The 22,369-nt window shown below is 67.0% G+C and carries 17 protein-coding genes and 1 pseudogene; 13 read left to right on the top strand and 5 right to left on the bottom strand.

Annotated features, from left to right (window positions below; all coding sequences use genetic code 11):
• Positions 1-264: 264 nt before the first annotated feature.
• The 13 genes and pseudogenes from CLG85_RS08770 to CLG85_RS08710 all read left to right on the top strand — a co-directional run bounded on the left by CLG85_RS08770 (position 265) and on the right by CLG85_RS08710 (position 17,075).
• Complete coding sequence (locus CLG85_RS08770; protein WP_095882529.1) at positions 265-1,863, top strand: ABC transporter substrate-binding protein; 1,599 nt, start codon at positions 265-267, stop codon at positions 1,861-1,863.
• Positions 1,864-1,935: 72 nt separating this feature from the next.
• Positions 1,936-2,889, top strand: a complete 954-nt coding sequence (locus tag CLG85_RS08765; protein WP_095882530.1) for an ABC transporter permease — start codon at positions 1,936-1,938, stop codon at positions 2,887-2,889.
• 27 nt (positions 2,890-2,916) lie between these two features.
• A complete protein-coding gene (locus CLG85_RS08760; protein ID WP_375796908.1) occupies positions 2,917-3,780 on the top strand; it encodes an ABC transporter permease in 864 nt (287 codons plus the stop codon).
• Positions 3,767-4,843, top strand: a complete 1,077-nt coding sequence (locus tag CLG85_RS08755) for an ABC transporter ATP-binding protein (RefSeq protein WP_095882532.1) — start codon at positions 3,767-3,769, stop codon at positions 4,841-4,843. The genes CLG85_RS08760 and CLG85_RS08755 overlap by 14 nt, the downstream gene beginning before the upstream one ends.
• A 94-nt stretch (positions 4,844-4,937) precedes the next feature.
• The gene (locus tag CLG85_RS08750; RefSeq protein WP_260348720.1) at positions 4,938-5,915 is read left to right on the top strand and encodes an ABC transporter ATP-binding protein; all 978 of its coding nucleotides are present in this window, start codon (positions 4,938-4,940) and stop codon (positions 5,913-5,915) included.
• Between the two features lie 147 nt (positions 5,916-6,062).
• Complete coding sequence (locus tag CLG85_RS08745) at positions 6,063-6,434, top strand: aspartate/glutamate racemase family protein (protein WP_260348719.1); 372 nt, start codon at positions 6,063-6,065, stop codon at positions 6,432-6,434.
• A 409-nt stretch (positions 6,435-6,843) separates the two neighbouring features.
• Positions 6,844-8,454, top strand: a complete 1,611-nt coding sequence (locus CLG85_RS08740) for an OpgD/OpgG family glucan biosynthesis protein (protein ID WP_235865511.1) — start codon at positions 6,844-6,846, stop codon at positions 8,452-8,454.
• Positions 8,451-8,633, top strand: coding sequence for a hypothetical protein (locus CLG85_RS08735; RefSeq protein WP_141244748.1), 183 nt, complete (start codon positions 8,451-8,453; stop codon positions 8,631-8,633). The genes CLG85_RS08740 and CLG85_RS08735 overlap by 4 nt, the downstream gene beginning before the upstream one ends.
• A gap of 10 nt (positions 8,634-8,643) precedes the next feature.
• Positions 8,644-10,434: a glucans biosynthesis glucosyltransferase MdoH gene (gene mdoH, locus CLG85_RS08730; protein WP_260348718.1), complete on the top strand. Its 1,791-nt coding sequence runs from the start codon at positions 8,644-8,646 to the stop codon at positions 10,432-10,434.
• Positions 10,421-11,653, top strand: coding sequence for an OpgC family protein (locus tag CLG85_RS08725; RefSeq protein WP_095883659.1), 1,233 nt, complete (start codon positions 10,421-10,423; stop codon positions 11,651-11,653). Before mdoH ends, CLG85_RS08725 begins: the two co-directional genes overlap by 14 nt.
• Positions 11,654-11,978: 325 nt before the next feature.
• The gene (locus CLG85_RS08720; protein WP_260348717.1) at positions 11,979-13,076 is read left to right on the top strand and encodes an efflux RND transporter periplasmic adaptor subunit; all 1,098 of its coding nucleotides are present in this window, start codon (positions 11,979-11,981) and stop codon (positions 13,074-13,076) included.
• 4 nt (positions 13,077-13,080) lie between these two features.
• Positions 13,081-16,195 (top strand): annotated as a pseudogene (locus tag CLG85_RS08715) (multidrug efflux RND transporter permease subunit).
• Between the two features lie 79 nt (positions 16,196-16,274).
• Positions 16,275-17,075, top strand: a complete 801-nt coding sequence (locus CLG85_RS08710) for an endonuclease/exonuclease/phosphatase family protein (RefSeq protein WP_095883662.1) — start codon at positions 16,275-16,277, stop codon at positions 17,073-17,075.
• 1 nt (position 17,076) lies between these two features.
• Here the strand turns inward: CLG85_RS08710 and CLG85_RS08705 are convergent, their stop codons facing one another.
• From CLG85_RS08705 to CLG85_RS08685, 5 genes are all read right to left on the bottom strand, one after another.
• Positions 17,077-17,523 carry a MarR family winged helix-turn-helix transcriptional regulator gene (locus CLG85_RS08705; protein ID WP_095883663.1) on the bottom strand — a complete coding sequence of 149 codons (447 nt, stop codon included), beginning with the start codon at positions 17,521-17,523 and terminating at the stop codon, positions 17,077-17,079.
• Between the two features lie 82 nt (positions 17,524-17,605).
• The gene (locus tag CLG85_RS08700) at positions 17,606-18,307 is read right to left on the bottom strand and encodes an ABC transporter ATP-binding protein (RefSeq protein ID WP_095883664.1); all 702 of its coding nucleotides are present in this window, start codon (positions 18,305-18,307) and stop codon (positions 17,606-17,608) included.
• Positions 18,300-19,070, bottom strand: a complete 771-nt coding sequence (locus tag CLG85_RS08695; RefSeq protein WP_095883665.1) for an ABC transporter ATP-binding protein — start codon at positions 19,068-19,070, stop codon at positions 18,300-18,302. The genes CLG85_RS08700 and CLG85_RS08695 overlap by 8 nt, the downstream gene beginning before the upstream one ends.
• Positions 19,067-20,926 carry an ABC transporter permease gene (locus CLG85_RS08690; protein ID WP_095883666.1) on the bottom strand — a complete coding sequence of 620 codons (1,860 nt, stop codon included), beginning with the start codon at positions 20,924-20,926 and terminating at the stop codon, positions 19,067-19,069. The genes CLG85_RS08695 and CLG85_RS08690 overlap by 4 nt, the downstream gene beginning before the upstream one ends.
• A 150-nt stretch (positions 20,927-21,076) precedes the next feature.
• Complete coding sequence (locus CLG85_RS08685) at positions 21,077-22,300, bottom strand: ABC transporter substrate-binding protein (protein WP_176476682.1); 1,224 nt, start codon at positions 22,298-22,300, stop codon at positions 21,077-21,079.
• Positions 22,301-22,369: the final 69 nt, after the last annotated feature.

The following is a 22,369-nucleotide window of genomic DNA, read 5'->3' as shown; positions in this document are numbered from 1 at the left end:
CATGGCGTGAGGCTTATCCGCAACGGGTTTTCCGGGCCGGTCCCGGCGAGATTATTCGTACAAATACGATTTCGCGTCGCCTTTTTCCTGAGCGCGTGGGGATTGTATGCATTTTTTTGTGGGCGACTTCTGCAATTGTTGGCGGTCCCCTTGCCCTGATCCCCCGCCGCCCCTGCAAAAAGCTCGGGGGCTCGCGTCAAATGGTCCGGGGACCGGCAGCACAGAAACGCCGGGCCATGCAACAGGGAAATCTCGGAGGTTCCAATGCTTCGTCTGAAAGCAGGTATCGCGGCGCTTGCCGTCGCTGCCACCATGGCCGGTGCCGCAATGGCGCAGGGCACGCTGCGCGTCGGCATGACCGCGGCCGACATCCCCCTCACCACCGGTCAGACCGACCAGGGCGGCGAGGGCATGCGCTTCATGGGCTACACCGTCTATGACTCGCTGATCGAATGGGATCTCACCAGCGCCGACAAGCCGTCGGTGCTGATCCCCGGCCTTGCCACCGAATGGTCGGTGGATGCCGAGGACAAGACCAAGTGGACCTTCAAGCTGCGCGAGGGGGTGACCTTCCACGACGGCGCGCCTTTCACCGCCGCCGACGTGGTGTGGAACCTCGACAAGATCCTCGTCGACAGCTCCGAGCAATACGACCCGCGCCAGGCGGCGCAGGGCAAGTCGCGCATTCCCGCCGTGGCCTCCTACGAGGCGGTGGACGACTACACGCTGGTGATCACCACCAAGGAGCCCGACGCCACGCTGCCCTACCAGATGACCTGGATCCTGATGTCGTCCAAGGCGAACTGGGAAGCCATGGACAAGGACTGGGAGAAGGTCGCGGGCAGTCCCTCGGGCACCGGTCCGTGGAAGCTGGAAACCTTCGTCCCGCGCGAACGCGCCGAGATGGTGCCCTTCGCCGATTACTGGGACGAGAGCCGCATCCCCAAGCTCGACAAGATGGTGCTGATCCCGCTGCCCGAGCCCAACGCCCGCTCGGCCGCGCTGCTGTCCGGTCAGGTCGACTGGATCGAGGCCCCGGCACCCGACACCATCCCGGCGATGGAAGGCAACGGCTTCGTCATCTCGTCGAACGCCTATCCGCACAACTGGACCTGGCACCTGTCGCGTCTCGAGGGCTCGCCCTGGAACGACATCCGCGTGCGCAAGGCCGCCAACCTCGCCATCGACCGCGAGGGCATGATGCCGCTGCTGGGTGGCCTGATGGTCCCGGCCAAGGGTTTCCTGCCGCCCAGCTCGCAGTGGTTCGGAAATCCGACCTTCGAGGTGAAATATGACCTCGACGCCGCCAAGGCGCTGATGGAAGAGGCCGGCTTCGGCCCCGACAACCACCTGAAGGTCAAGGCGCTGATCTCGCCGTCGGGCTCTGGCCAGATGCTGCCGCTGCCGATGAACGAATACGTCCAGCAGAGCCTCGCCGAGATCTGGATCGACGTCGAGTTCATGGTCGTCGAGTGGAACCAGATGATCAACCTGTGGCGCGCCGGCGCGGCCGATCCCGCGGTGGACGGCGCCATGTCGATCAACTTCACCTACTTCATCCAGGACCCGTTCACCGGCCTGATCCGTCACCTCGACGAGAACCTGATCGCGCCCAACGGCACCAACTGGGGCCACTACAGCGACCCCGAGATGCAGGAGCTGTTCAAGCAGATCAAGACCACCTTCGACCCCGAGGCTCAGGACGAGGTGCTGCGCAAGACGCATGAAAAATACGTCGATGACGCGCTCTTCCTGATGGTCACCCATGACGTCGCCCCGCGCGCCATGGCGCCGAAGGTGAAGGGCTTCGTGCAGGCCCAGAACTGGTACCAGAACTTCTCGTCGATCACGATCGAAGAGTAAGGCCCCACAAGGGTCAGGCCCCCGCCGCGCGCGCCGCGGCGGGGGATCACTTCACGCCAGGGACCACTACCCGTGCTCAGCTACTTCCTCCGCCGCCTCATCCTCGTGCTGCCCGTGGCCTTCGGGGTGTCGGTCATCTGTTTCCTTCTGGTGCAGATCGCCCCCGGCGATCCGCTCACCGCCATCATGCCCGTCGATGCCACCGCCGAGGAGCAGGCCGCCATGCGCGCCGCCTACGGGCTCGATAAGCCGCTGCCCATCCAATACGCGATCTGGATCGGCAACCTCGCGCAGGGCGATATGGGCAAGTCCATCGCCACCGGCCGTCCGGTCGCGCAGGAAGTCTTCGGCGCGGTGCAGAACTCGCTTCTGCTGGCCGTCTCGGCCGCGGTCATCGCCTTCCCGATCGGCATCTTCCTCGGCTTCCTCGCCGGCTATTTCCGCGACACGCTGCTGGATCGCGCGGTCACCGCGCTGTCGATCACCGGCGTGTCGGTGCCCAACTACTGGCTCGGCATCGTGTTGGTCATCATCTTTTCCGTGAACCTCGGCTGGCTGCCCTCGATGGGGGCGGGGCCGGGCGGCTCGCAGAGCTGGGCCTGGGACTGGCTGCACATGCGCCACCTGATCCTGCCCGCGGTGACGCTGGCCGTCGTGCCCATCGGCATCGTCGCGCGCACCGTCCGGGCGCTCGCCGGGGACATCCTGACGATGGACTTCGTGCAGGCGCTCTACGCCAAGGGCATGAGCCGCGGCGACGTGCTGCGCCACGTGGCGCGCAACGCCGCCGCCACGGCGCTGTCGGTCATGGGGCTGCAGCTGGGCTACCTGCTGGGCGGCTCGATCCTCATCGAGACCGTGTTCAACTGGCCCGGCTCGGGCTTCCTGCTGTCGAACGCCATCTTCCAGCGCGACCTGCCGCTCCTGCAGGGCACCATCCTGATCCTCGCCCTGTTCTTCGTGGCGATGAACCTGATCGTCGATGTGGCGCAGGCCGCGATCGATCCGCGCATCAAGAGGACCTAACCCATGGCTCTTGCGGAAACCGAACCCATGACCGACACCAAGGCCGCCAAGCCGCAGAGCTACTGGGCCGGGGTGGGCGCGCGCGTGGTGCGCGATCCCGTGTCGATGATCTGCCTTGCCGTGGTGCTGCTGCTGATCCTCTCGGCGATCTTCGCGCCCTACATCGGGCTGCCCGACCCCTACAAGGGCTCGATGATCGCCCGCCTGAAGCCGCTCGGCACCGAGGGTCACCTGCTGGGCACCGACGAGCAGGGCCGGGACATGCTGGCGCGGCTGATCTACGGCGGGCGGCTCACGCTCTTCATCGGGTTGATGCCGGTGGTCTTCGCCTTCTTCATCGGCTCAGCGCTCGGCATCGTCGCGGGCTACGTGGGGGGCATGACCAACACCATTATCATGCGCATCGTCGACGTCTTCTTCGCCTTCCCCTCGGTGCTGCTGGCGATCGCCATCTCGGGTGCGCTGGGGGCGGGGATCGTGAACTCCCTCGTGTCGCTCACCATCGTCTTCATCCCGCCGATCACCCGCGTCGCCGAGGCGGTGACCTCGGGGGTGCGCGCACTCGATTACATCGACGCCGCCCGCGCCACCGGGGCGAACGCGCTGACGGTGATCCGGGTGCATGTGATCGGCAACGTGCTCTCGCCGATCTTCGTCTATGCCACCTCGCTGACGAGCGTGTGCATGATCCTCGCCGCGGGCCTGTCGTTCCTCGGCATCGGCGTGCGTCCGCCCGAGCCCGAGTGGGGCCTGATGCTGAACACGCTGCGCTCGGCCATCTACATCAACCCGTGGCTCTCGGCGCTGCCGGGGGTGATGATCTTTGTCACCTCGCTCTGCCTCAACCTGCTGAGCGACGGACTGAGGAGCGCGATGAATGTCCGCGACTGACCTTTTCCCCGCACTCAAGCCGAAGACCGCCGCCCCCGAGAGCCGCGACAAGGGCGGCCCGGCGCAGCCGCTGGTGATCGTCCGCGATCTGCAGAAACACTTCCCCGTCCGCGGCGGCATCCTCGGCCGCACGCAGGCCATGGTGCAGGCGGTGGACGGCGTCTCCTTCGAGGTAAAGAAGGGCGAGACGCTGGGCATCGTCGGCGAGTCCGGCTGCGGCAAGTCGACCACCGCTCGGCTGCTCATCGGCCTGATCGAGAAGGACAAGGGAGAGATCATCTTCGACGGGCAGGGGCTCGGCGATGCTCTTTCGCTGAAGGAGCTGCGCAAGGATGTGCAGATGGTCTTCCAGGACAGCTACGCCTCGCTCAACCCGCGGCTGACCATCGAGGACTCGGTGGCCTTCGGCGCCAAGGTGCAGGGGCTCGACGATCCCAATGGCCGGGCGCGCAGCCTGATGGCGCGCGTCGGGCTCGATCCGGACCGCTTTGCCCATCGCTACCCGCACGAGCTGTCGGGCGGCCAGCGCCAGCGGGTGAACATCGCCCGCGCGCTCGCCATGTCGCCGCGGCTGGTGGTGCTGGACGAGGCGGTCTCGGCGCTCGACAAGTCGGTCGAGGCGCAGGTGCTGAACCTGCTGTCGGACCTGCGCCGCGAATTCGGCCTCACCTACATCTTCATCAGCCACGACCTGAACGTGGTGCGCTACATCTCGGACCGCATCCTCGTGATGTACCTCGGCGAGGTGGTCGAGGTCGCGCCGGTGGACAGCATCTGGCGCGAGCAGGCGCATCCCTACACGCGCTCGCTGTTCTCGGCGATGCCGTCGATGGATCCGGACAACCGCACGCAGGAACCGCCGCTGGCCGGCGATCCGCCGAACCCGATCGACCCGCCCAAGGGCTGCCGCTTCCACACCCGCTGCCGTTTTGCCAGCGAGGTGTGCAAGACCAGAGTGCCGAAGCTGCAGGGGCTTCCCGGCAACGCCGAGCACCTTGCGGCCTGCCACCTTCACGATGCAACATCGGGCCATCCGAAAGCCGGGCAGGGGGTGCCGCAATGATCTTCACGGGCAAATGCGCGAACGCGAAACGCGAGGTCTTCTGGACCGCGAGCAAAACCGCGCCCGCCGCCGCACCGGCCCCGGAGGAGGGCAAGTGACCAAGCTGCTCGACATCCAAAACCTCACGCTGCGCTTCAAGGGCAAGCGCACGGTCCATGCGATCAACGACGTCTCGCTGAGCATGGAGCAAGGCGAAACGCTGGCGCTCCTGGGCGAATCCGGCTCCGGCAAATCGGTGACGCTGAAGGCGCTTCTGGGCCTCTTGCCGCCGAAGCGTACCGAGATCGAGGGCAAGATCGAGGTCAACGGCACCGACGTGCTGAGCCTCTCGGGCAGGAAGCTGCAGAAATACCGGGGCGGCGAGGTGTCCATGGTGTTCCAGGAACCGGCGCTGGCGCTGGATCCGGTCTATACCGTCGGGCGCCAGATTGCCGAATCCGTCATGCGCCACAAGGGCGTCAGCAAGGCCGAGGCCATGTCGACCGCGCTCGACATGCTCGACCGCGTGCGCATCCCTTCGGCCAACCGGCGGCTGCACAACTATCCGCATGAGCTGTCGGGAGGCATGCGCCAGCGGGTGATGATCGCCCTCGCGCTGGCCTGCCGTCCGCGGCTGCTGCTGGCCGACGAGCCCACGACGGCGCTCGACGCCACGGTCCAGATCCAGATCCTCCTTCTGCTGCGCGAGCTGCAGAAGGAGTTCGGCATGGGGGTGATCTTCGTCACCCATGACATCGGCGTGGCGGTGGAGATCTCGGAGCGCGTGGCGGTGATGTACGCGGGTCAGATCGTCGAGGAGGGGACGACCTCCGAGATCATCAAGTCCGCGCAGCACCCCTACACGCAGGGGCTTCTGGCGGCGAACCTGCATGACGTCGAGCGCGGCGCGCGGCTCAACGCCATCCCCGGCGCGCCGCCGTCGCTCGAGGCCAAGCCCGAGAGCTGCTCCTTCGCGCCGCGCTGTCCCCATGCCACCGCCGAGTGCCGCGCCGCGCTGCCGCCGGTCTTCACCCCCGCGCCGCGTCGCCGCGTCGCCTGCGTGATGGCCGCCCCCGCGTTGGCCGCTGAATGACGGGCAAAGGATGCTGATCGTGGGGCGCCGTGGGGGCGAAGTTGGCTGAAACCGGCGCGCCTGCCGTCCTGCTGATCAACCCCAACAGCAACGCGGCCACGACCCGCGCCATGTGCGCCATCGCGGCGCGGGTGCTGCCGGCGGTGCATGGCTGGACCGCGCCCGCAGGCCCCCCCGCTGATCGCCGATCCCGAGGCGCTGGCCGAGGCCGCGGACCATGTCGCATCGGCGGAGATTGCACCGGGGATCGCCGGGGTCATCGTCTCGGCCTTCGGCGATCCGGGGCAGGCGGCGCTGGCCGCGAAGTTGCGGGTTCCCGTAATCGGCATCGGTGGTGCCGCGGCCCGTGCGGCGGCGGAAGGAGGGCGCGCCTTCGCGGTGGTCACCCATACACCTGCTTTGGAAACAAGCATCGATCGATTGATGAACAGTGCCGCTCCCGGGGGGGCGTTACCTCGGAACCTACCTTGCAGAGGGCGACCCGCACGAGCTGTCGAAAAATCAGAAAAATCTAGATGATGCATTGCTTTACGCGGCAACGCTCGCGCATCGCGACGGCGCCGAGGCGGTGATCATCGGGGGTGGTCCGCTGGGCGAGGCGGCAGATCGACTCGCCGATCACGCGCCGTGTCTTCTTGTTTCGCCTATTTTACGTGCGGCGGTTGAATTGCGAGCGAAACTCCGCTTGCCAACCGACTGAATCTGCGGCAATCCGCCAGTGGATTGCCTTCGAAAGCGCAGCATGAGCGGAGATTCGGCAGAGTCTTGCCGCCGCGCAGCAAAAGCCCGCTTTTGAAGGGAACCCCATTGATTACGGGGTGTTGTCTTTCCCGTACTCGCTATCAGATTCCCGCCCAGTACCACCCCTTGGAGCAGACATTTGCGGAAGTTTCCGATCCCTAGTCCTGTTGTGTCCGGACGCGCGTTCGTGGCGCGTCAAAATCGACGCCAGTTCCTGGCCCAGCTTGCCGGCTCCGCCGCCGTTCCCGCGCTCCTGAGCGCGACGTCCCTTGCCGCGCAGGAGGCGACCGAAGAGGCCGTGGAGACGGCTCCCGAAGAGCAGACCCAGAGCGAGACCACCCCCTTCTCCTTCGACATCCTCTCGGCGCAGATGGCCGAGGCCGCGAAAGCGCCGCCGCAGGAACCCGAGCAGGTCGAGGGCTTCCTCGCCGAGCTCGACTACGATGGCTACCAGCGCATCCGGTTCGACCCCGACAAGGCCCGTTGGGCGGACCTGCCGGATGACACCTTCCGGCTGCATGCCTTCCATCTCGGCTGGCTGTTCAAGCAACCCGTGCGCCTGCACGAGGTGGTCAACGGCGAGTCGCGGCTGATGCATTTCTCGACCGCGGATTTCGACTATTCCTCGGTCGAGACCCCGATCCCCGAGAACACCGAGATGCCCGGCGTTGCCGGCTTCCGGCTGCACAACCCGCTGAACCGCGCCGATACCTTCGACGAACTGGTGGCCTTCCTGGGCGCGAGCTACTTCCGCGCCCTCGGCCGCGGCAACACCTACGGGCTGAGCGCCCGCGGGCTGGCGGTGAACACCGGCCTTTCGGGCGCCGAGGAATTCCCGCGATTCAACGAGTTCTGGCTCGAACGCCCCGGCCCGGGCGCCGAGCACATGACCGTCTACGCGGCGCTCGGCAGCGCCTCGATCACCGGCGCCTACCGCTTCGTGATCCGCCCCGGCGAGGACACCCAGATCGAGGTGACCGCGCGGCTCTTCCTGCGCAACGACATCCAGCAGCTCGGCATCGCGCCGCTGACCTCGATGTTCCTCTTCGGCGGACCGGACATGGGGGACTTCGACGACTTCCGCCCGGCGGTGCACGACAGCGAGGCGCTGATGCTCACCACCCAGGGCGGCGAGACCTTCTTTCGCCCGCTCAACAATCCGCCGCGGCTGGCCAGCTCCTACTTCGGCGCGCTCAGTCCGGTGCGCTTCGGGCTCGTCCAGCGGACCCGGGAGTTCGAGCATTACCTCGACGCCCAGGCCCATTACGAGAAGCGCCCGACGCTGCTGGTGGAGCCGATCGGCGACTGGGGCGAAGGCTCGGTGCGGCTGGTCGAGATCCCCTCGGATCTTGAGGCCAACGACAATATCGTCGCTTTCTGGATTCCCAAGGCCGAGACCAAGGCCGGGGATGCGTTGGAATTCTCTTATCGCCTGCATTGGGGCATGACCCCGCCGGGCGATGGGGCCGTCGACCGGGCCCGCGTGGTGCGCACGCGGGTTGGCAGGGGCGGCGTATCGGGGGTCGAGCAGGACACCGATCGGCGGAAATTCGTCATCGATTTCGAAGGCGGCACTTTGGGGGAACTTCCCGCTGGCGCCGAAGTTGAACCACAAGTAAGTGCCGCCAACGCAGAGATTGCCGAAGCGGTAGTGAGCCGAATCTCGGGGACCGAGACATGGCGCCTTGTTCTGGAAGTAGACGCGCCGAACGGCGCGGTCGCCGAACTCAAGGCGGGGCTCAAAGGGTATGGTCGTATGCTTACCGAAACCTGGACTTATCAATGGGTGAAGGAATGAATGCTGAACCGATGAAGGAAATGGAGATTGCCGAGGCGCGCGCCATCGAGATGCCGCATTGGGCTCCGCCCGAGGCGCCGATGGATATGCCGCGGCAGGACGTCGAGGCCCCGCGCGCCGAGCGTGTGTCGCTGGGCGAGATGATTGCGCGCATCTTGATGCCGGGCCAGCGAGCCTGAGGACCTGCACATGCCTGTTCTGCCTCGCCCCAGCCGTATGACGGTTGCCACCCGTCTTTTCTCTGCCGCCTTCGCACTTGTCGCGGCGGGGGCGGCGACAGGGCTTCTGCTCGAGGTTGCCCTGCAGGACGGGGTCGAGCCCTTCGACTTCGTGCGCGCCGGGTTGATCCTGGTGACCACCGCCTGGCTCGCCTGGGGCGCGGCGCTCGCGCTCACCGGACTGGCGCCGCTGCGCCGGAGCGCCGCGCGCGACATGCAGCTGCCGCAGCCGCGTACCGTGGTGCTCGTGCCGATCTGCAACGAGGATCCGGTGGCGACCTTCGCGCGCATTGCCGCGATGGACCGCTCGATCATCGCGGCCGGGGTGACGGCGGATGTTGCGATCCTGTCGGACACCCGCGACGAGGCCGCGGCCGAGGAAGAGCGCCGCACCTTCGTGCGCCTGCTTGAAGAGACGGGCGGGCATGGGCGCATCTTCTACCGCCGCCGCGAGGACAATCGCGGCCGCAAGGCGGGCAACATCGAGGATTTCTTCCGCCGCTCCGGCGCCGCCTACGAGCTTGCGGTGATCCTCGACGCGGACAGCCTGATGGAGGGCTCCGCCATCCGTCAGATGATCGCGCGGATGCAGGCAGACACGCAGATCGGCCTGCTGCAGACCCTGCCGCGCATCGTCGGCGGGCGCAGCTTTTTCGGCCGCGCGATGCAGTTCGCCGCCGCCTTCCACGGCCCTGTCTTCACCCGCGGGCTGGCCCGCATGCAGGGCGCGACCGGCCCGTTCTGGGGACACAACGCCATAGTTCGCGTTCAGGCCTTTGCCGAGAGCTGCGGCCTGCCCGAGCTGCAGGGCAAGCCGCCCTTTGGCGGGCACATCCTCAGCCATGACTACGTCGAGGCCGCGCTGCTGGCCCGTGCCGGCTGGAAGGTCGAGGTCGATGCAAGCATCGACGGTTCCTTCGAGGAAGGCCCCGAGAACCTGCTCTCCTTTGCCAAGCGCGACCGCCGCTGGTGCCAGGGCAACCTGCAGCACATCCGGCTGTTGCTGGCGCCGGGCCTCGCGCCCTGGAGCCGGTTCGTCTTCGTGCTGGGCATCTTCTCCTATCTCGTGTCGCTGCTCTGGTTCGGCTTCCTCGTGGCCTCGGTGATTGCCGCCGTGACCGCGCCGCCGCCGGACTATTTCCCCGAGCCGCACCTGCTGTTCCCGGTCTTCCCGAGCGATAGGACCAAGGAAATGATCGCGCTGATGATCGGCATCTTCGGTCTGCTCATCATGCCCAAGTTCGCCATCCTCACCGAAAGCGTGCTGACCCGGCGCGTTGGCGGGTTTGGCGGGGCAATGCGGGCCTTCTGGTCGGTGGTCACCGAAGTCGTGCTGACTTCGCTCATCGCGCCGCTGATGCTTATGTATCAGACCAAGGCCGTGCTGCAGGTGCTCTCCGGCCGTGACGGCGGCTGGCCGTCCAGCCAGCGCGGCGAGGGCCAGTTGACGCTGGTGCAGGGCATCCGCGCAGGCCTCTGGATCACCGCGACAGGTGCCGTTGCGCTGGCGGTCACCGCCTGGCTCTCGCCCGACCTGGTGCCCTGGCTGCTGCCGGTCTGCCTGCCGATGCTTTTCGCGCCGGTGCTGATCTCCTGGAGCTCGCGCCCGCTGACCCACAAGCTCTTCATCACCCCCGACGAACTGACGCCCGCGCCGGTGGTGCGCAGCTATCGCGAGATTCACGCCCGCTGGAGCGGGGCACCGCAGGCACCCCTGCCGCAGCCTGGACTTGGAAGGGGCGCACAACATGCCGCAGCCTGAGCATCAACTCGTGACCTTCCCGGGCACGAAGGCACCCTCCGTGCGCCGTCCGCGCGACGCGCGTATCGACGCCTTCCGCGGGCTGGCGCTGATCATGATCTTCATCGATCACGTGCCGGGGAACCCCTACGAGTACCTGACGATCCGCAACTTTGCCCATTCCGATGCGGCCGAGGCCTTCTTCATCATGTCCGGCCTTGCCGCGGCGCTTGCCTATTCCGGCCGGCTGTCGCCCGAGGCGCGGGCCGAGCATGGGCTGATGAACGGCGTGCTGCCCATGTGGAAGCGCAGCTGGACGCTCTATCTCGCGCATATCTTCATGACGGTCTGGGCGATCGCCATCTTCTCGGCGGGCGCGGGGATTTTCAACCTTCCCGAGCTGCTCGAGACGATCAACCTCCGGCAGGTCTTCTCCAACCCGGAAGAGGCACTCTTCGGCATCGCCGCGCTGACCCACCAGCTTGGCTATGTGAACATCCTGCCAGCCTATTCGGTACTGCTCTTCTGCGCACCGGCCATGCTGCTTCTGGGGCTCTGGAAGCCGAAGGCTCTGCTCTGGACCGCGCTGGCGATCTGGATGGCAGCAGGTCTCTGGCGGTTGAACCTGCCGAACTTCCCCAACCCGGGTGGCTGGTTCTTCAACCCGATCAGCTGGGAGCTGCTCTTTGCCATCGGCATGCTGACCGGCCTTGCCATGCGCCGCGGCGAGCGCTTCGTGCCGGTCTCGCGTCCCCTGTTCTGGGCGTGCCTCGGCTTCTGCGTCCTGGTGGTGGCCTGGAAGTTCATCCCCGAGTTCGGGGCGGTGATCAATCACCAGATGGCGCGACTCTACCAAGCGGGGATCCCGTTCCACCTGACCACCCACGACAAGACCTTCGTGGCGCTGCCGCGGCTGCTCAACATCCTGGCGCTGGCCTATGTGCTCTCGTGCCTGCCCGCGGTGACGCGCTTCTGCGCCGGCAAGGTGGCCGCGCCGCTGCGGTTGCTGGGCCAGCAGGGTCTGCTGGTCTTCTGCACCGGCACCATCGTGGCGCTGGCGTTCCAGGTGATCATGGCCGGCAATCCGCTGGCGGTCTGGATGGGCTGGGGGCTGCCGCCGCTGGGCATCGTGATCATGCTGGTGGTCGCCTGGATGGCACAGTCGCGCAAACCGGTGCGGCGCGAGGCGCAGGCGCCGGGCGGCGTGGTCGCCAAGGCCGGGCAACGCCGGGTGAGCTGAGGTCTGGCACGGATTACTTGAGAAAGGGGCGAGCTGCGGCGCGCCCCTTTTTCTTTGCTCGGAGCGCCGCGGTTCTGCGATCACGAAAAGGTCAGATAAAGTCCGAGAATCGTCGCGACGGAAAGTCACCATCGGCGCGTATCAAGATTTCGCGTGGGCGGTGATCGCCCACACGTCCGCCCGAAGGAGAAGAAGATGGCCTCTAGCCGCCCCCCCCCGGACCATCCGCGTCCTTGTCACAGCCCTTGCGCTGACCCTCCCACAGGCCGCGCTGCTGCATGCCCAGGATGCCCCTCCGGCCGCGAGCGCGGCGCGCGAGGTCGGGGTGATCACGCTCGAGGCCAGCGACGTCCCCTATTCGGTGACCCTGCCGGGCCGCTCCACCGCTTTCGAAGAGGTGGCGATCCGGCCGCGCGTTTCGGGCATTATTTCCGAGATCCTCTATGAGCCGGGCAAGAACGTGAAGAAGGGCGACCTGCTGTTCCGCATCGAAGGCGATACCTACCAGGCTGACGTAGATGCCGCTGCGGCGGAAGTGGCCGGCGCCGAGGCGGCGCTACGCAGCGCCGAGACGACGCTGTCGCGCTATCAGAAACTGGTCGGCACCGGGGTGACCGCCGCCGACGTAGACACTGCCGAGGTCGATGTGATGCAGGCCAAGGCGACGCTGAGCGCGGCACAGGCGGCGCTGGAGCTCGCCAAGTTCGACCTCGAGCGCACCGAAATCACCAGCCCCATCGACGGGATCGCCGTGTTGCCCGAGGTCTCGGTCGGGGATTTGGTCACCGCCAACCAGGAGGACGAGCTGACCACGGTGACGCGGATCGACCCGATCTACGTCGACGTGCAGGAATCCATCACCCGCGTGCAGCAGACCCGCGAGCGGCTTGACCAGGGTTCGCTGAATCGCGGCGAACGGATCGAGGCAGAGCTGGAGCTGGAGAACGGCTCGCTGTTCGAGGGGCAGGGCACCTTCGTGTCGCCCCCGGTGAGCGTCTCGACCACCACCGGCACCTCGGTCATCCGGCTGCGCTTCGACAACCCGCGGCGCGGCATCCTGCCGGGACAATTCCTGCGGGCGAAGCTGACCTTCGGCACCACCTCCTCGATCCTCGTGCCGCAGGGGGCCACCTCGCGTGCCTCAGATGGCACGTTGACCGCCTTCGTCTATGCCGACGGCAAGGCCGAAAAGCGGACTCTTTCCGCGCAGGGCAGCTACAACAACGCCTGGATCGTCACCAAGGGCGTGGAGCTCGGCGAGCAGCTCATCGTCGACGGGCTGCGCAACCTGCAGAACGGCGCCACGGTCAGCCCGATCGCGGTGAGCATCTCCGAGACCGGCGTTGTCACCCGCGCCGATGGCACGCCCGACAGCTTCGGCGGCGCGCCGGCGGCCGGCGCGGAGTCGGGGAACGAGGGCTGACGGCATGGGAAATTTCTTCATTGCGCGCCCGGTCTTTGCCTGGGTGCTGGCGATCCTCACCATGCTGGCCGGGGCGATGGCCGTGGTCACCCTGCCAGTCAGCCAGTATCCCGACATCGCCCCCACCACGGTACGGGTCTCTGCCACCTATACCGGTGCCACCGCCGAGGCGGTGCAGAACTCGGTGACCCGCGAGATCGAGGACTCGATGACCGGCCTCGAGGGCATGCTCTACATGACCTCCAGCTCGTCCAAGGGGCGGTCTTCGATCGAGATCACCTTCGACGAGAGCGTCGATCCGGTGGACGCCCAGAACGAGGTGCAATCCAAGGTCAGCCAGATCGAGAGCCGCCTGCCCACCGCGGTACAGAGCCAAGGGGTGCGCGTCTCGCGGTCGTCCTCGTCGATCCTGATGGTGGGCGCGCTGGTCGACACCACCGGCACCTACAGCACGGTCGAGCTGGGCGACATCATGTCCACCACCGTCGAGGGTCCGATCGAGCGCACCGAGGGCGTGGGAGGCGTGCAGAGCTTCGGCTCTGGCTATGCCATGCGGATCTGGCTCGATCCGCTGTCGCTGGCGCGCTACCAGCTCACCGCCTCGGATGTGGTGAGCGCGGTCTCGGCGCAGAACTCCACCGTCTCGGTCGGCTCGCTTGGTGAGCAGCCCACCACCAAGGGCCAGCAGTTCACCGCGACGATCACCGCGCAGAGCCAGTTGACCACCGTGGACGAGTTCGACTCGATCCTGCTGCGCTCGTCCGAAGAGGGCGGCGTGGTGCGGCTCGGCGACGTGGCCAAGGTCGAGATCGGGCAGGAAGACTACGGCGGCGACTCGCGGTTCAACGGGCTCAACTCCTCGGGCTTTGGGGTCAACCTCGAGACCGGGGCCAATGCCGTCGACACCGCCGCCGCCGTGCGCGCGCAGCTCGACAAGCTGAGCGCGGCGCTGCCCGATGGGGTCGAGTTCCGCACCGCCTATGACACCTCGCCCTTCGTCGAGCTGTCGATCGAGCAGGTCTACCACACGCTCTTCGAGGCGGTGGTGCTGGTGCTCGCGGTGCTGCTGATCTTCCTGCAGAGCTGGCGCGCCACGCTGGTGCCGCTGATCGCCGTGCCGGTGGTGCTGCTCGGAACCTTCGGCGTGCTGATGGTGGCGGGCTATTCGATCAATACGCTCACCATGTTCGCCATGGTGCTGGCGATCGGCCTGCTGGTCGATGACGCCATCGTCGTGGTCGAGAACGTCGAGCGCCTGATGGAGGAGGACAAGCTGTCGGCCTTCGAGGCGACGAAACGCTCGATGAGCCAGATCACCTCGGCGCTTGTCGGCATCAACGTGGTGCTGGCGGCGGTCTTCCTGCCGATGGCCTTCTTCGGCGGCTCAACCGGGGTGATCTACCGGCAGTTCTCGATCACCATGGTCGCGGCCATGGCGATCTCGCTGATCATGGCGATCATCCTGTCGCCGCCGATGTCGGCACGGCTGTTGAAGCCCGCGCATGGCCCGGCGAATTTCCCCCCCGGCGCGCTGGTTCAACAACGGCCTCGCCCAGGTGACCGAAGGCTACGGTCGCGCAATCGACTGGTCGCTGAAGATGCCCGCGCTGGTGCTTCTTGTGCTGGCGGGGGCGCTCGGCGGAGCGTGGATGGTCAACGAGCGGCTGACCTCCTCGTTCATCCCGACCGAGGACCAGGGCGTGCTGATGACCATGATCAACCTCACCGAGGGCGCGACCACCCAGCAGACCTTGGCGACGCTCGAGCAGGTCGAGGATTACCTGCTGAACCAGGAGGGCGACGCGGTGGAGAGCACCTTCGCCTCGCTCGGCTTCGGCTTCAGCGGCTCGGGGCAGAACCAGGCAATGGTCTTCGTCAAGCTGCGCGACTTTGAGCTGCGGCAGGACAATCCCGAGCTTTCCGCGAGCGCCGTCGCGGCGCGGGCCACGGCGGCCTTTGCCTCCAGCCGCGCCGGGCAGATCATGGTGATGCAGCCCCCGGCGATCCGCGGTCTCGGCAACACCGGCGGCTTCTCCTTCTACCTCGTCGACCAGGCGGGCAACGGCATCGAGGCGCTGCAGGACGCAGCCGACGACCTCGAGGCGCTGGCCGGCGCCCGTCCCGAGATCGCCAACGTCAGCGTCTCGGGCACCGAGGATGAAAGCGCGCTGCGCATCTCCATCGACCGGGAGAAGGCCGAGAGTTTCGGGCTGACCCTGTCGGAGATCAACTCGATGCTCTCGGTGATCTTCTCGGGCAGCGAGGTGAACGACTTCATCCTTGGCTCCGAGCTGCGACCGGTCATCGTGCAGGCGGATGCCGAGCACCGCATGCAACCCGAGAACATCATGGACTGGTACGCCAAGAACTCGGACGGCGAGATGGTGCCATTCTCGACTTTCATGACGACCGAATGGGAGCCGGTCGCGCCCAAGCTGCAGCGCTACTCGGCGACGCAGGCGATCGAGGTGTCGGGCTCGCCGAGCGCCGATGTCAGCTCGGGCGTGGCGATGGACGTCATGCAGGAGCTGGTGGACGGCATGGATGGCGGCTACGGCCTCGCCTGGACCGGGCTGTCGTACCAGGAGCAGCAATCGGGCGCGCAGGCGCCGCTGCTCTACGCGATCTCGGGCCTCGTGGTCTTCCTCGCGCTGGCGGCGCTCTACGAGAGCTGGGCGATCCCCTTCTCGGTGATGCTCTCGGTGCCGGTGGGCCTGTTTGGGGCGCTGCTTGCGGCCTATTGGTTCGGCCAGTCGAACGATGTCTACTTCAAGGTCGGCATCCTGACGACCATCGGCCTCGCGGCGCGCAACGCGATCCTGATCGTCGAGTTCGCCGAGGACCTGCGGCGGCAGGGGCGGACCATCGCGCAGGCGGCCAAGGAGGCGGCGCAGCTGCGCCTGCGGCCGATCCTGATGACAGCGCTGACCTTCATCCTCGGGGTGGTGCCGCTGGCCACCGCCAGCGGGGCAGGGGCGGCGTCGCAGAACGCCATCGGCACCGGAGTGATCGGCGGGATGATCGCCTCGACCGTGATCGGGATCTTCCTCGTGCCGGGCTTCTACGTGCTGGTCATGCGCCTGGTGCGCCGGGTGAAGGACGGCACGGCGGCCGCCTGACGTTTCCCCGCACGGACTTATCCGTTAGCAAGGCCCCGGGGCGTTCCGCGCCCCGGGGTTTTCCTTGGGAGGGCGCGCGATGCGGATCATGTCACTCAACGCCTGGGGCGGGACGCTGCACGTGCCCTTGCTGCAATACCTGGCGTCGGAGGCGCCGGAGGTGCTCTGCCTGCAGGAGGTGATCCACAGCCCCGAGACCGACAAGGCTGACCTCACCTACCGTGATGGCGAGCACGTGCTGCCTCAGCGCGCTAACCTCTTCTCCGAGGTGGCAGGCGCTCTTCCCGAGCATGTGGCGATCTTCTGCCTGGCGGCGCAGGGCATGCTCTGGGACGGCGAGACGCCCGTGCCCTCGCGCTGGGGACTGGCCACCTTCGTGCACCCGTCGCTGCCGATCATCGGCCAAGCGCAGGGCTTCGTGCACAAGGGCTACGAGCCCGATGGCTTCGGCGATCACCCGCGCTCGCGCAGCGCCCACGCGGTGCGGGTCTTCGACCACGTGCGGGGCCGGGCGGTGAGCATCGTCCAGATGCACGGGCTGCGCGACCTGCGCGGCAAGATGGACACGCCCGAACGCGCGGTGCAGGCGCGGCGCTTTCTTGCCCTGCTCCAGCAGGTGGCCGAACCGGGCGACCTGCGCATTGCCTGCGGCGATTTCAACGTCGAGCCGGAGAGCGCAACCCTGCGTCTGATGACGGAGGATGGCCTGACCGAACTGGTGACCACGCGGGGCTTCGAGGGCACGCGCAGTGTGCATTACGCCAAGCCCGGCAAGTTCGCGGATTACATGCTGGTCAGTGACGCCGCCGCGGTCCGGGGCTTCAGCGTGGTGCGCGATCCCGAGGTCTCGGACCATTGCCCGCTGCTGTTGGAACTGTAGCTCAGGCGATCTTTCCGAGCAGGCGGATCAGCGTCTCGCGCTCGCGCTTGTTCAGCGGGACGAGCACGTCGGCGCTGACCTCGATGGCGGCGTCGGTGGCCGAGTTTACAAGCGCCACCCCCTCGGCGGTGAGCGAGACGAGGTGTCGCCGCCGGTCCGAGGGATCGCGCTCGGTGCGCAAGAGTCCGCGCGCGCCAAGCCGGTCGACCACACCCTTGGTCGTCGCCCCGTCCATGGCCACCGAGCGGCCCAGAAGGTTCTGAGACATCGGCCCGTCCTCGGCCAGCCGGTGCAGGATCGAGAACTGCATCATGGTCAGCGTGCCGTCGATCTTGTCCGAGAAGATCGTGCAGTTGCGCTGGTAGGCCTTGCGCAGCAGGAAGCCGACCTGCTCGTGCAGCTGGTAACCATGCTCGTCGCTCGTGCGGGCTTTGGGCGTGTCGGCCAAGGGTGCGCTCCTTCCTCTTTCCCAGAGGTAGGGCGTCGGGCGAGGCACGGCAACGCCGATGTGGCGCTACTTGGCGTCAACCTCAGAGCGAAAGGTAGGCATCGCGGATTTCCGGCTGTTTTTCGAGCGCTTCGAAGCTGCCGTCGAACGTTTTCCGGCCGCTCTCGAGGATGATCGCCCGGTCGGCCACGGCGCGAGCGAAATGCAGGTTCTGCTCGGAGATCAGCACGGTCAACCCCTCCGCCTTGAGCCGGAGGATACTGCGCGCCATCTGCTCGACGATCACCGGAGCGATGCCCTCGGACGGCTCGTCGAGCAGCAGCAGCGCCGGGTTGCCCATCAGCGTGCGCGCGATGGTCAGCATCTGCTGCTCGCCGCCCGACATGTGCTTGCCGCGGTTGTGCCGTCGCTCGGCGAGGTTGGGGAAGAGCTCGAAGAGCTGCTCGACGGTCCAATGCGGCGCGCCTTCGCGCTGGGGCTGACGGCCGACCTCGAGGTTCTCGAGCACCGTGAGATCGGAGAACACCCGCCGGTCCTCGGGAACGTAGCCGATCCCCGCCTTGGCGACGCGATAGGCGGGCAGGCCGACCAGCTCGTGGCCTTCGAAGGTGACCGAGCCCGAGCGCGGCGGCAGCAGCTGCATCACCGATTTCATCGTGGTGGACTTGCCCGCGCCATTGCGCCCGAGCAGCGCCACCACCTCGCCGCGTGCCACGGAAAAGCTCAGCCCGCCGAGGATATGCGCCTTGCCGTAGAAGCTGTGGATCTCCGAGATCTCAAGCACGACCCGCCTCCTTGAAGAGCGTTCCTCCGCCGAGGTAGACCTCCTGCACCTTGGGATCGCTGCGCACCTCTTCGGCGGTGCCATCGGCGATCAGCTTGCCCCGGTTCAGCACCATGATGTGATGCGCATGGGCAAAGACCACGTCCATGTCGTGCTCGGTGAAGAGCACAGACAGACCTTGGTCGCGGACGATATCGGCCACGAGCTGCATGAGCTCGATCCGCGCCGACGGGGCCATGCCCGCCGTCGGCTCGTCCATCAGCAGCAGGCGCGGGCGGTGGCAGAGCGCGATGGCCAGCTCGAGTCGCTTCAGGTCGCCGTAGGCCAGCACCGAGCAGGGGCGGTCGGCCTGATCTTCGAGCGAGACAGTGCGCAGGAATTCCAGCGCTTCCTCGCGGTAGAGCTTCCACGCCCGCAGGCCAAAGGAGAAGAGCCGCCGGTGGTGACTGATCAACGCCATCTGCACGTTCTCGATCACGCTCATCGAGCGGTATGTGCCGGTGATCTGGAAAGTGCGGCCGACGCCCATCCGCCAGATCTCGCGCGGCGGCTTGCCGGTGATCCGGGTGCCGCGCAGGTAGACCTCGCCCGCCGTGGGTTTGAGTTGCCCGGTGAGCATGTTGAAGCAGGTGGACTTGCCGGCGCCATTGGGGCCGATGAGGGCCTTTAGCTCTCCCGCGCGGACGGAGAAGCTGACCCCGTCCACGGCGAGAAAACCGTCGTAGCTCTTGCGCAGGCGCTCGGCGCGGAGGATCTCGGTCATCGCGGGGCCTCCTCGTCGGCGCGTCGCAGCCGCAAGGCCTGCCGCCGCAGGGTGCCGACGATGCCCTCGGGCATGAGGATCACCACGGCAATGATCACCAGCCCCAGCAGCAGCCGCCAGTACTCGAGCCGGGTGAGCCAATGCTCGACCGAGGTCAGGAAGCTGGCGCCGACCACGCCGCCTGCCAAGGTCTTCACCCCGCCGAGGAAGACCACGATCAGCGCATCGAAGCTCTTGGCAATCTCAAGCTCGGTGGGAAAGACCGAGCCCTTGGAAAAGACGAAGAGCCCGCCCGCCAGCCCCGCCATCATCCCGGCCAGAGCAAAGGCGACGAGCTGGACGCGCTTGACGTCGATGCCCATCGCCTCGGCCTGCCGCGGGCTGTCGCGCCCTGCGCGCAGCGCGTATCCGAAGGGGGAATGGATGATGTGGCGCAGGGTGAGGATGCCGCCGACCCCGAGGATCAGGGTGAAGTAGTAATAGGGCAGCGGGCCGTTCAGCCAGTCCGCCGGCCAGATGTTGATCAGCCCGTCATCGCCGCGCGTGAGGCTGCGCCACTGGAAAGCCAGCGACCAGACAAGCTGCGAAAAGGCCAGAGTCAGCATCGCGAAATAGACCCCCGAGAGCCGGATGCAGAACCAGCCGATCGCCAGCGCCAGCAGCCCGGCGGCGAGCGGCGCGAAGAGGAAGGCCAGCTCCATCGGCGTGTCGGTATGGAAGACCAGCAGCGCCGCCGCATAGGCACCCCCGCCAAAGAAGGCGGCGTGGCCGAAGCTCACCATGCCGCCGGTGCCGAGGATGAAATGCAGCGAGGCGGCGAAGAGGGCGAAGACCACGATATCGATCACCAACGTCAGCACGAAGGGTTCGGCGAAGCCCGGCAGGGAGGCCAGCAGCGCCAACAGGAAGGCGGTCAACACGATGCCGCGCGGGCCGTAAGGGCGGATCGGGCTCTCGGGCGCGCCGACCTGACCATGCTCGCCCGCGACCTCCTCGCGGCCCAGCAGGCCGTAAGGGCGGACGATCAGCACCGCCGCCATGACGACGAACATCAGCACCAGCGTCGATTGCGGCAGGAAGGCGACGCCGAAGGCATTGAGTACCGAGATCAGCACCGCCGCTATGAAGGCGCCGGGCAGGCTTCCCATGCCGCCGATCACCACCACCACGAAGACTGTGCCGATGATGTTGAAATCCATGAGCAGATCCGCACCGCCCTTCGGCAGTTGCAGGGCGCCGCCCCATCCAGCCAGCGCCGAGCCTAGGGCAAAGACCCCGGTGAAGAGCCACGCCTGATTGACCCCGAGCGCGCCGACCATCTCGCGGTCCTGCGTTGCCGCGCGCACGAGGATGCCGAGCCGGGTGCGGGTGATCAGGTACCACAGCGCCAGCAGGATGACCGGGGTGATGGCAATGAGCACGATGTCATACTTGGGCACCGGCTCGCCGAAGATCCGCCAGACCCCGCGCAGGCCGGGCGCGCGCGGGCCGAGCCGGTCCTCGGCGCCCCAGATCATCAGCGCCAGATCCTGTATGACGAGGATCACGCCGAAAGTGGCGACAAGCTGGAAGAGCTCCGGCGCGCGGTAGATGCGCCGCAGCACCACGATCTCGACCAGCGCGCCGATGACGCCGACCGCCAGCCCGGTCAGCAGGATTGCGCCCCAGAAGCCCACCGCGCCCGGCAGCACCTGCATGAGGGTGACCCCGATGAAGGCGCCGAGCATGTAGAGCGAGCCATGCGCGAAGTTGACGATCCGAGTCACGCCGAAGATCAACGACAGCCCCGAGGCGACGAGGAAAAGCGCCGCGGCATTGGCAAGGCCGGTCAGGAACAGGGCGAGGTAGAAGGCCATGGGGCAGGGATGCTCGACTGTCGGAAGTTATGCGCCGGGTAGCAAAGGCGCGTGGCCGGAGAGAGCCGGCACGGTCTTGCGGTGGCTCGCGATCGATCCACGCGGGAACGTGGAGTGGCAGAGAGGCTCCATGGCCTCTCCGCCGCTGTTTCACTCGGCGGGGCGCATCGCGCGGATCTCGTCGTCCGAGGGCATGTAGGGCGCGGGGTCCTTGTAGGACCAATCCACCATCACGCCTTCTCCTGCAGCGTTCAGCTCCGTGGTGCCGACGAAGGCGCCCAGCGTCGACTGGTTGTCGAGCGCGCGGTAGTGCAGCGGGCCGATGGGCGTGTCGGGGATATCCAGATCCTCAAAGGCGGCACGGATCGCCTCGGTCTCGGTGCTGCCGGCGCGTTCGATGGCGGCGGCGACCGAGAGCCCGGTCAGGTAACCGACGTTGCTGCCGTTCTTCGGGGTCTCGCCGAACATCGCCTCGTAGGCCGCGACGAAGTCCCCGCCGGGGGTGCCCTCGGCAAAATCGTACCAGGGGTAGCCGGTGACGAACCAGCCCTCGGGGGCCTCGTCGCCGAGCGGCTCGAAGTACTCCGGCTCGCCGGTCAGCAGGCCATAGACGTCGCGCCCGTCAAAGAGCCCGCGGTCGGTGCCCTCGCGCACCAGCTTGGCAAGGTCGGTGCCGAAGGTGACGTTGTAGATCGCGTCGGGCTTGGCGCGCTCCAGTGCCTGCGCCTCGGCGCCGGCATCGATGTTGAACAGCGGCGGCCATTGCTCGGCGACGAACTCGACCTCGGGCTTGAGCCGCGTGAGGTTGGCCTTGAAGGCGGCGACCGCCTCGGTGCCATAGGCATAGTTCGGCGCGATGGTGGCGTAGCGGATGGCGTCGGTGCTCGCCGCCTGTTCGGCCAGCATCGCGGCCTGCACCCAGGTCGAGGTGCGCAGGCGGAAGGTGTAGGGATTGCCCGACCCCCAGACCAGCGTGTCCGCCAGCGGCTCCGAGGCAAGGTAGACGTAGTGCTTCTCGGCGGCGAAGGAGCTGATCGCCAGGCCGACGTTGCTGAGGATCGTGCCGGTGAGCATCACCGCGCCATCGCGGGTCATCAGTTCTTCGGCGATGCGCACCGCCTCGGCGGGATCGCCCTGGTCGTCGCGGAAGAGGAACTCCAGCGGCCGGCCCAGTACGCCGCCGTTCGCGTTGATCTCGCTCACCGCCAGCTCGATACCCTTGCGGTAGGGCTCGGCAAAGGCCGCGAGGCGCTTGAAGTGGTTGATCTCGCCGATCTTGATCGGCGCCGTGTCCGTCTCCTGGGCAAGCAGGGTGGATGGGGTCAGGGCAGTTGCTGCGGCAAGCGCCAGAACGGTGCGTCGAAGCAGGGTCATCTCGGTCGCGTCTCCTCGTTGGCGGGCGAACGAAACTCCCGCGGACCCCTCTTACGCGCGAATGCCGCG

Origin of the sequence: Alloyangia mangrovi (genome assembly GCF_002300555.2) — a bacterium.
GTDB classification, from domain to species: domain Bacteria; phylum Pseudomonadota; class Alphaproteobacteria; order Rhodobacterales; family Rhodobacteraceae; genus Salipiger; species Salipiger mangrovi.
The sequence above is the reverse complement of the archived record's forward strand: the minus strand, read 5'-3'. Positions and strand labels throughout refer to the sequence as shown.

Bases quoted from the DNA above. Each gene is read 5' to 3' on its own strand.
- CLG85_RS08760 (WP_375796908.1), top strand. From the start codon at position 2,917: ATGACCGACACCAAGGCCGCCAAGCCGCAGAGCTACTGGGCCGGGGTG.
- CLG85_RS08725 (WP_095883659.1), top strand. From the start codon at position 10,421: ATGCCGCAGCCTGAGCATCAACTCGTGACCTTCCCGGGCACGAAGGCA.
- CLG85_RS08755 (WP_095882532.1), top strand. From the start codon at position 3,767: ATGTCCGCGACTGACCTTTTCCCCGCACTCAAGCCGAAGACCGCCGCC.
- CLG85_RS08770 (WP_095882529.1), top strand. From the start codon at position 265: ATGCTTCGTCTGAAAGCAGGTATCGCGGCGCTTGCCGTCGCTGCCACC.
- CLG85_RS08690 (WP_095883666.1), bottom strand. From the start codon at position 20,926: ATGGCCTTCTACCTCGCCCTGTTCCTGACCGGCCTTGCCAATGCCGCG.
- CLG85_RS08745 (WP_260348719.1), top strand. From the start codon at position 6,063: ATGGCTGGACCGCGCCCGCAGGCCCCCCCGCTGATCGCCGATCCCGAG.
- CLG85_RS08710 (WP_095883662.1), top strand. From the start codon at position 16,275: ATGCGGATCATGTCACTCAACGCCTGGGGCGGGACGCTGCACGTGCCC.
- CLG85_RS08695 (WP_095883665.1), bottom strand. From the start codon at position 19,070: ATGACCGAGATCCTCCGCGCCGAGCGCCTGCGCAAGAGCTACGACGGT.
- CLG85_RS08735 (WP_141244748.1), top strand. From the start codon at position 8,451: ATGAATGCTGAACCGATGAAGGAAATGGAGATTGCCGAGGCGCGCGCC.
- mdoH (WP_260348718.1), top strand. From the start codon at position 8,644: ATGCCTGTTCTGCCTCGCCCCAGCCGTATGACGGTTGCCACCCGTCTT.
- CLG85_RS08685 (WP_176476682.1), bottom strand. From the start codon at position 22,300: ATGACCCTGCTTCGACGCACCGTTCTGGCGCTTGCCGCAGCAACTGCC.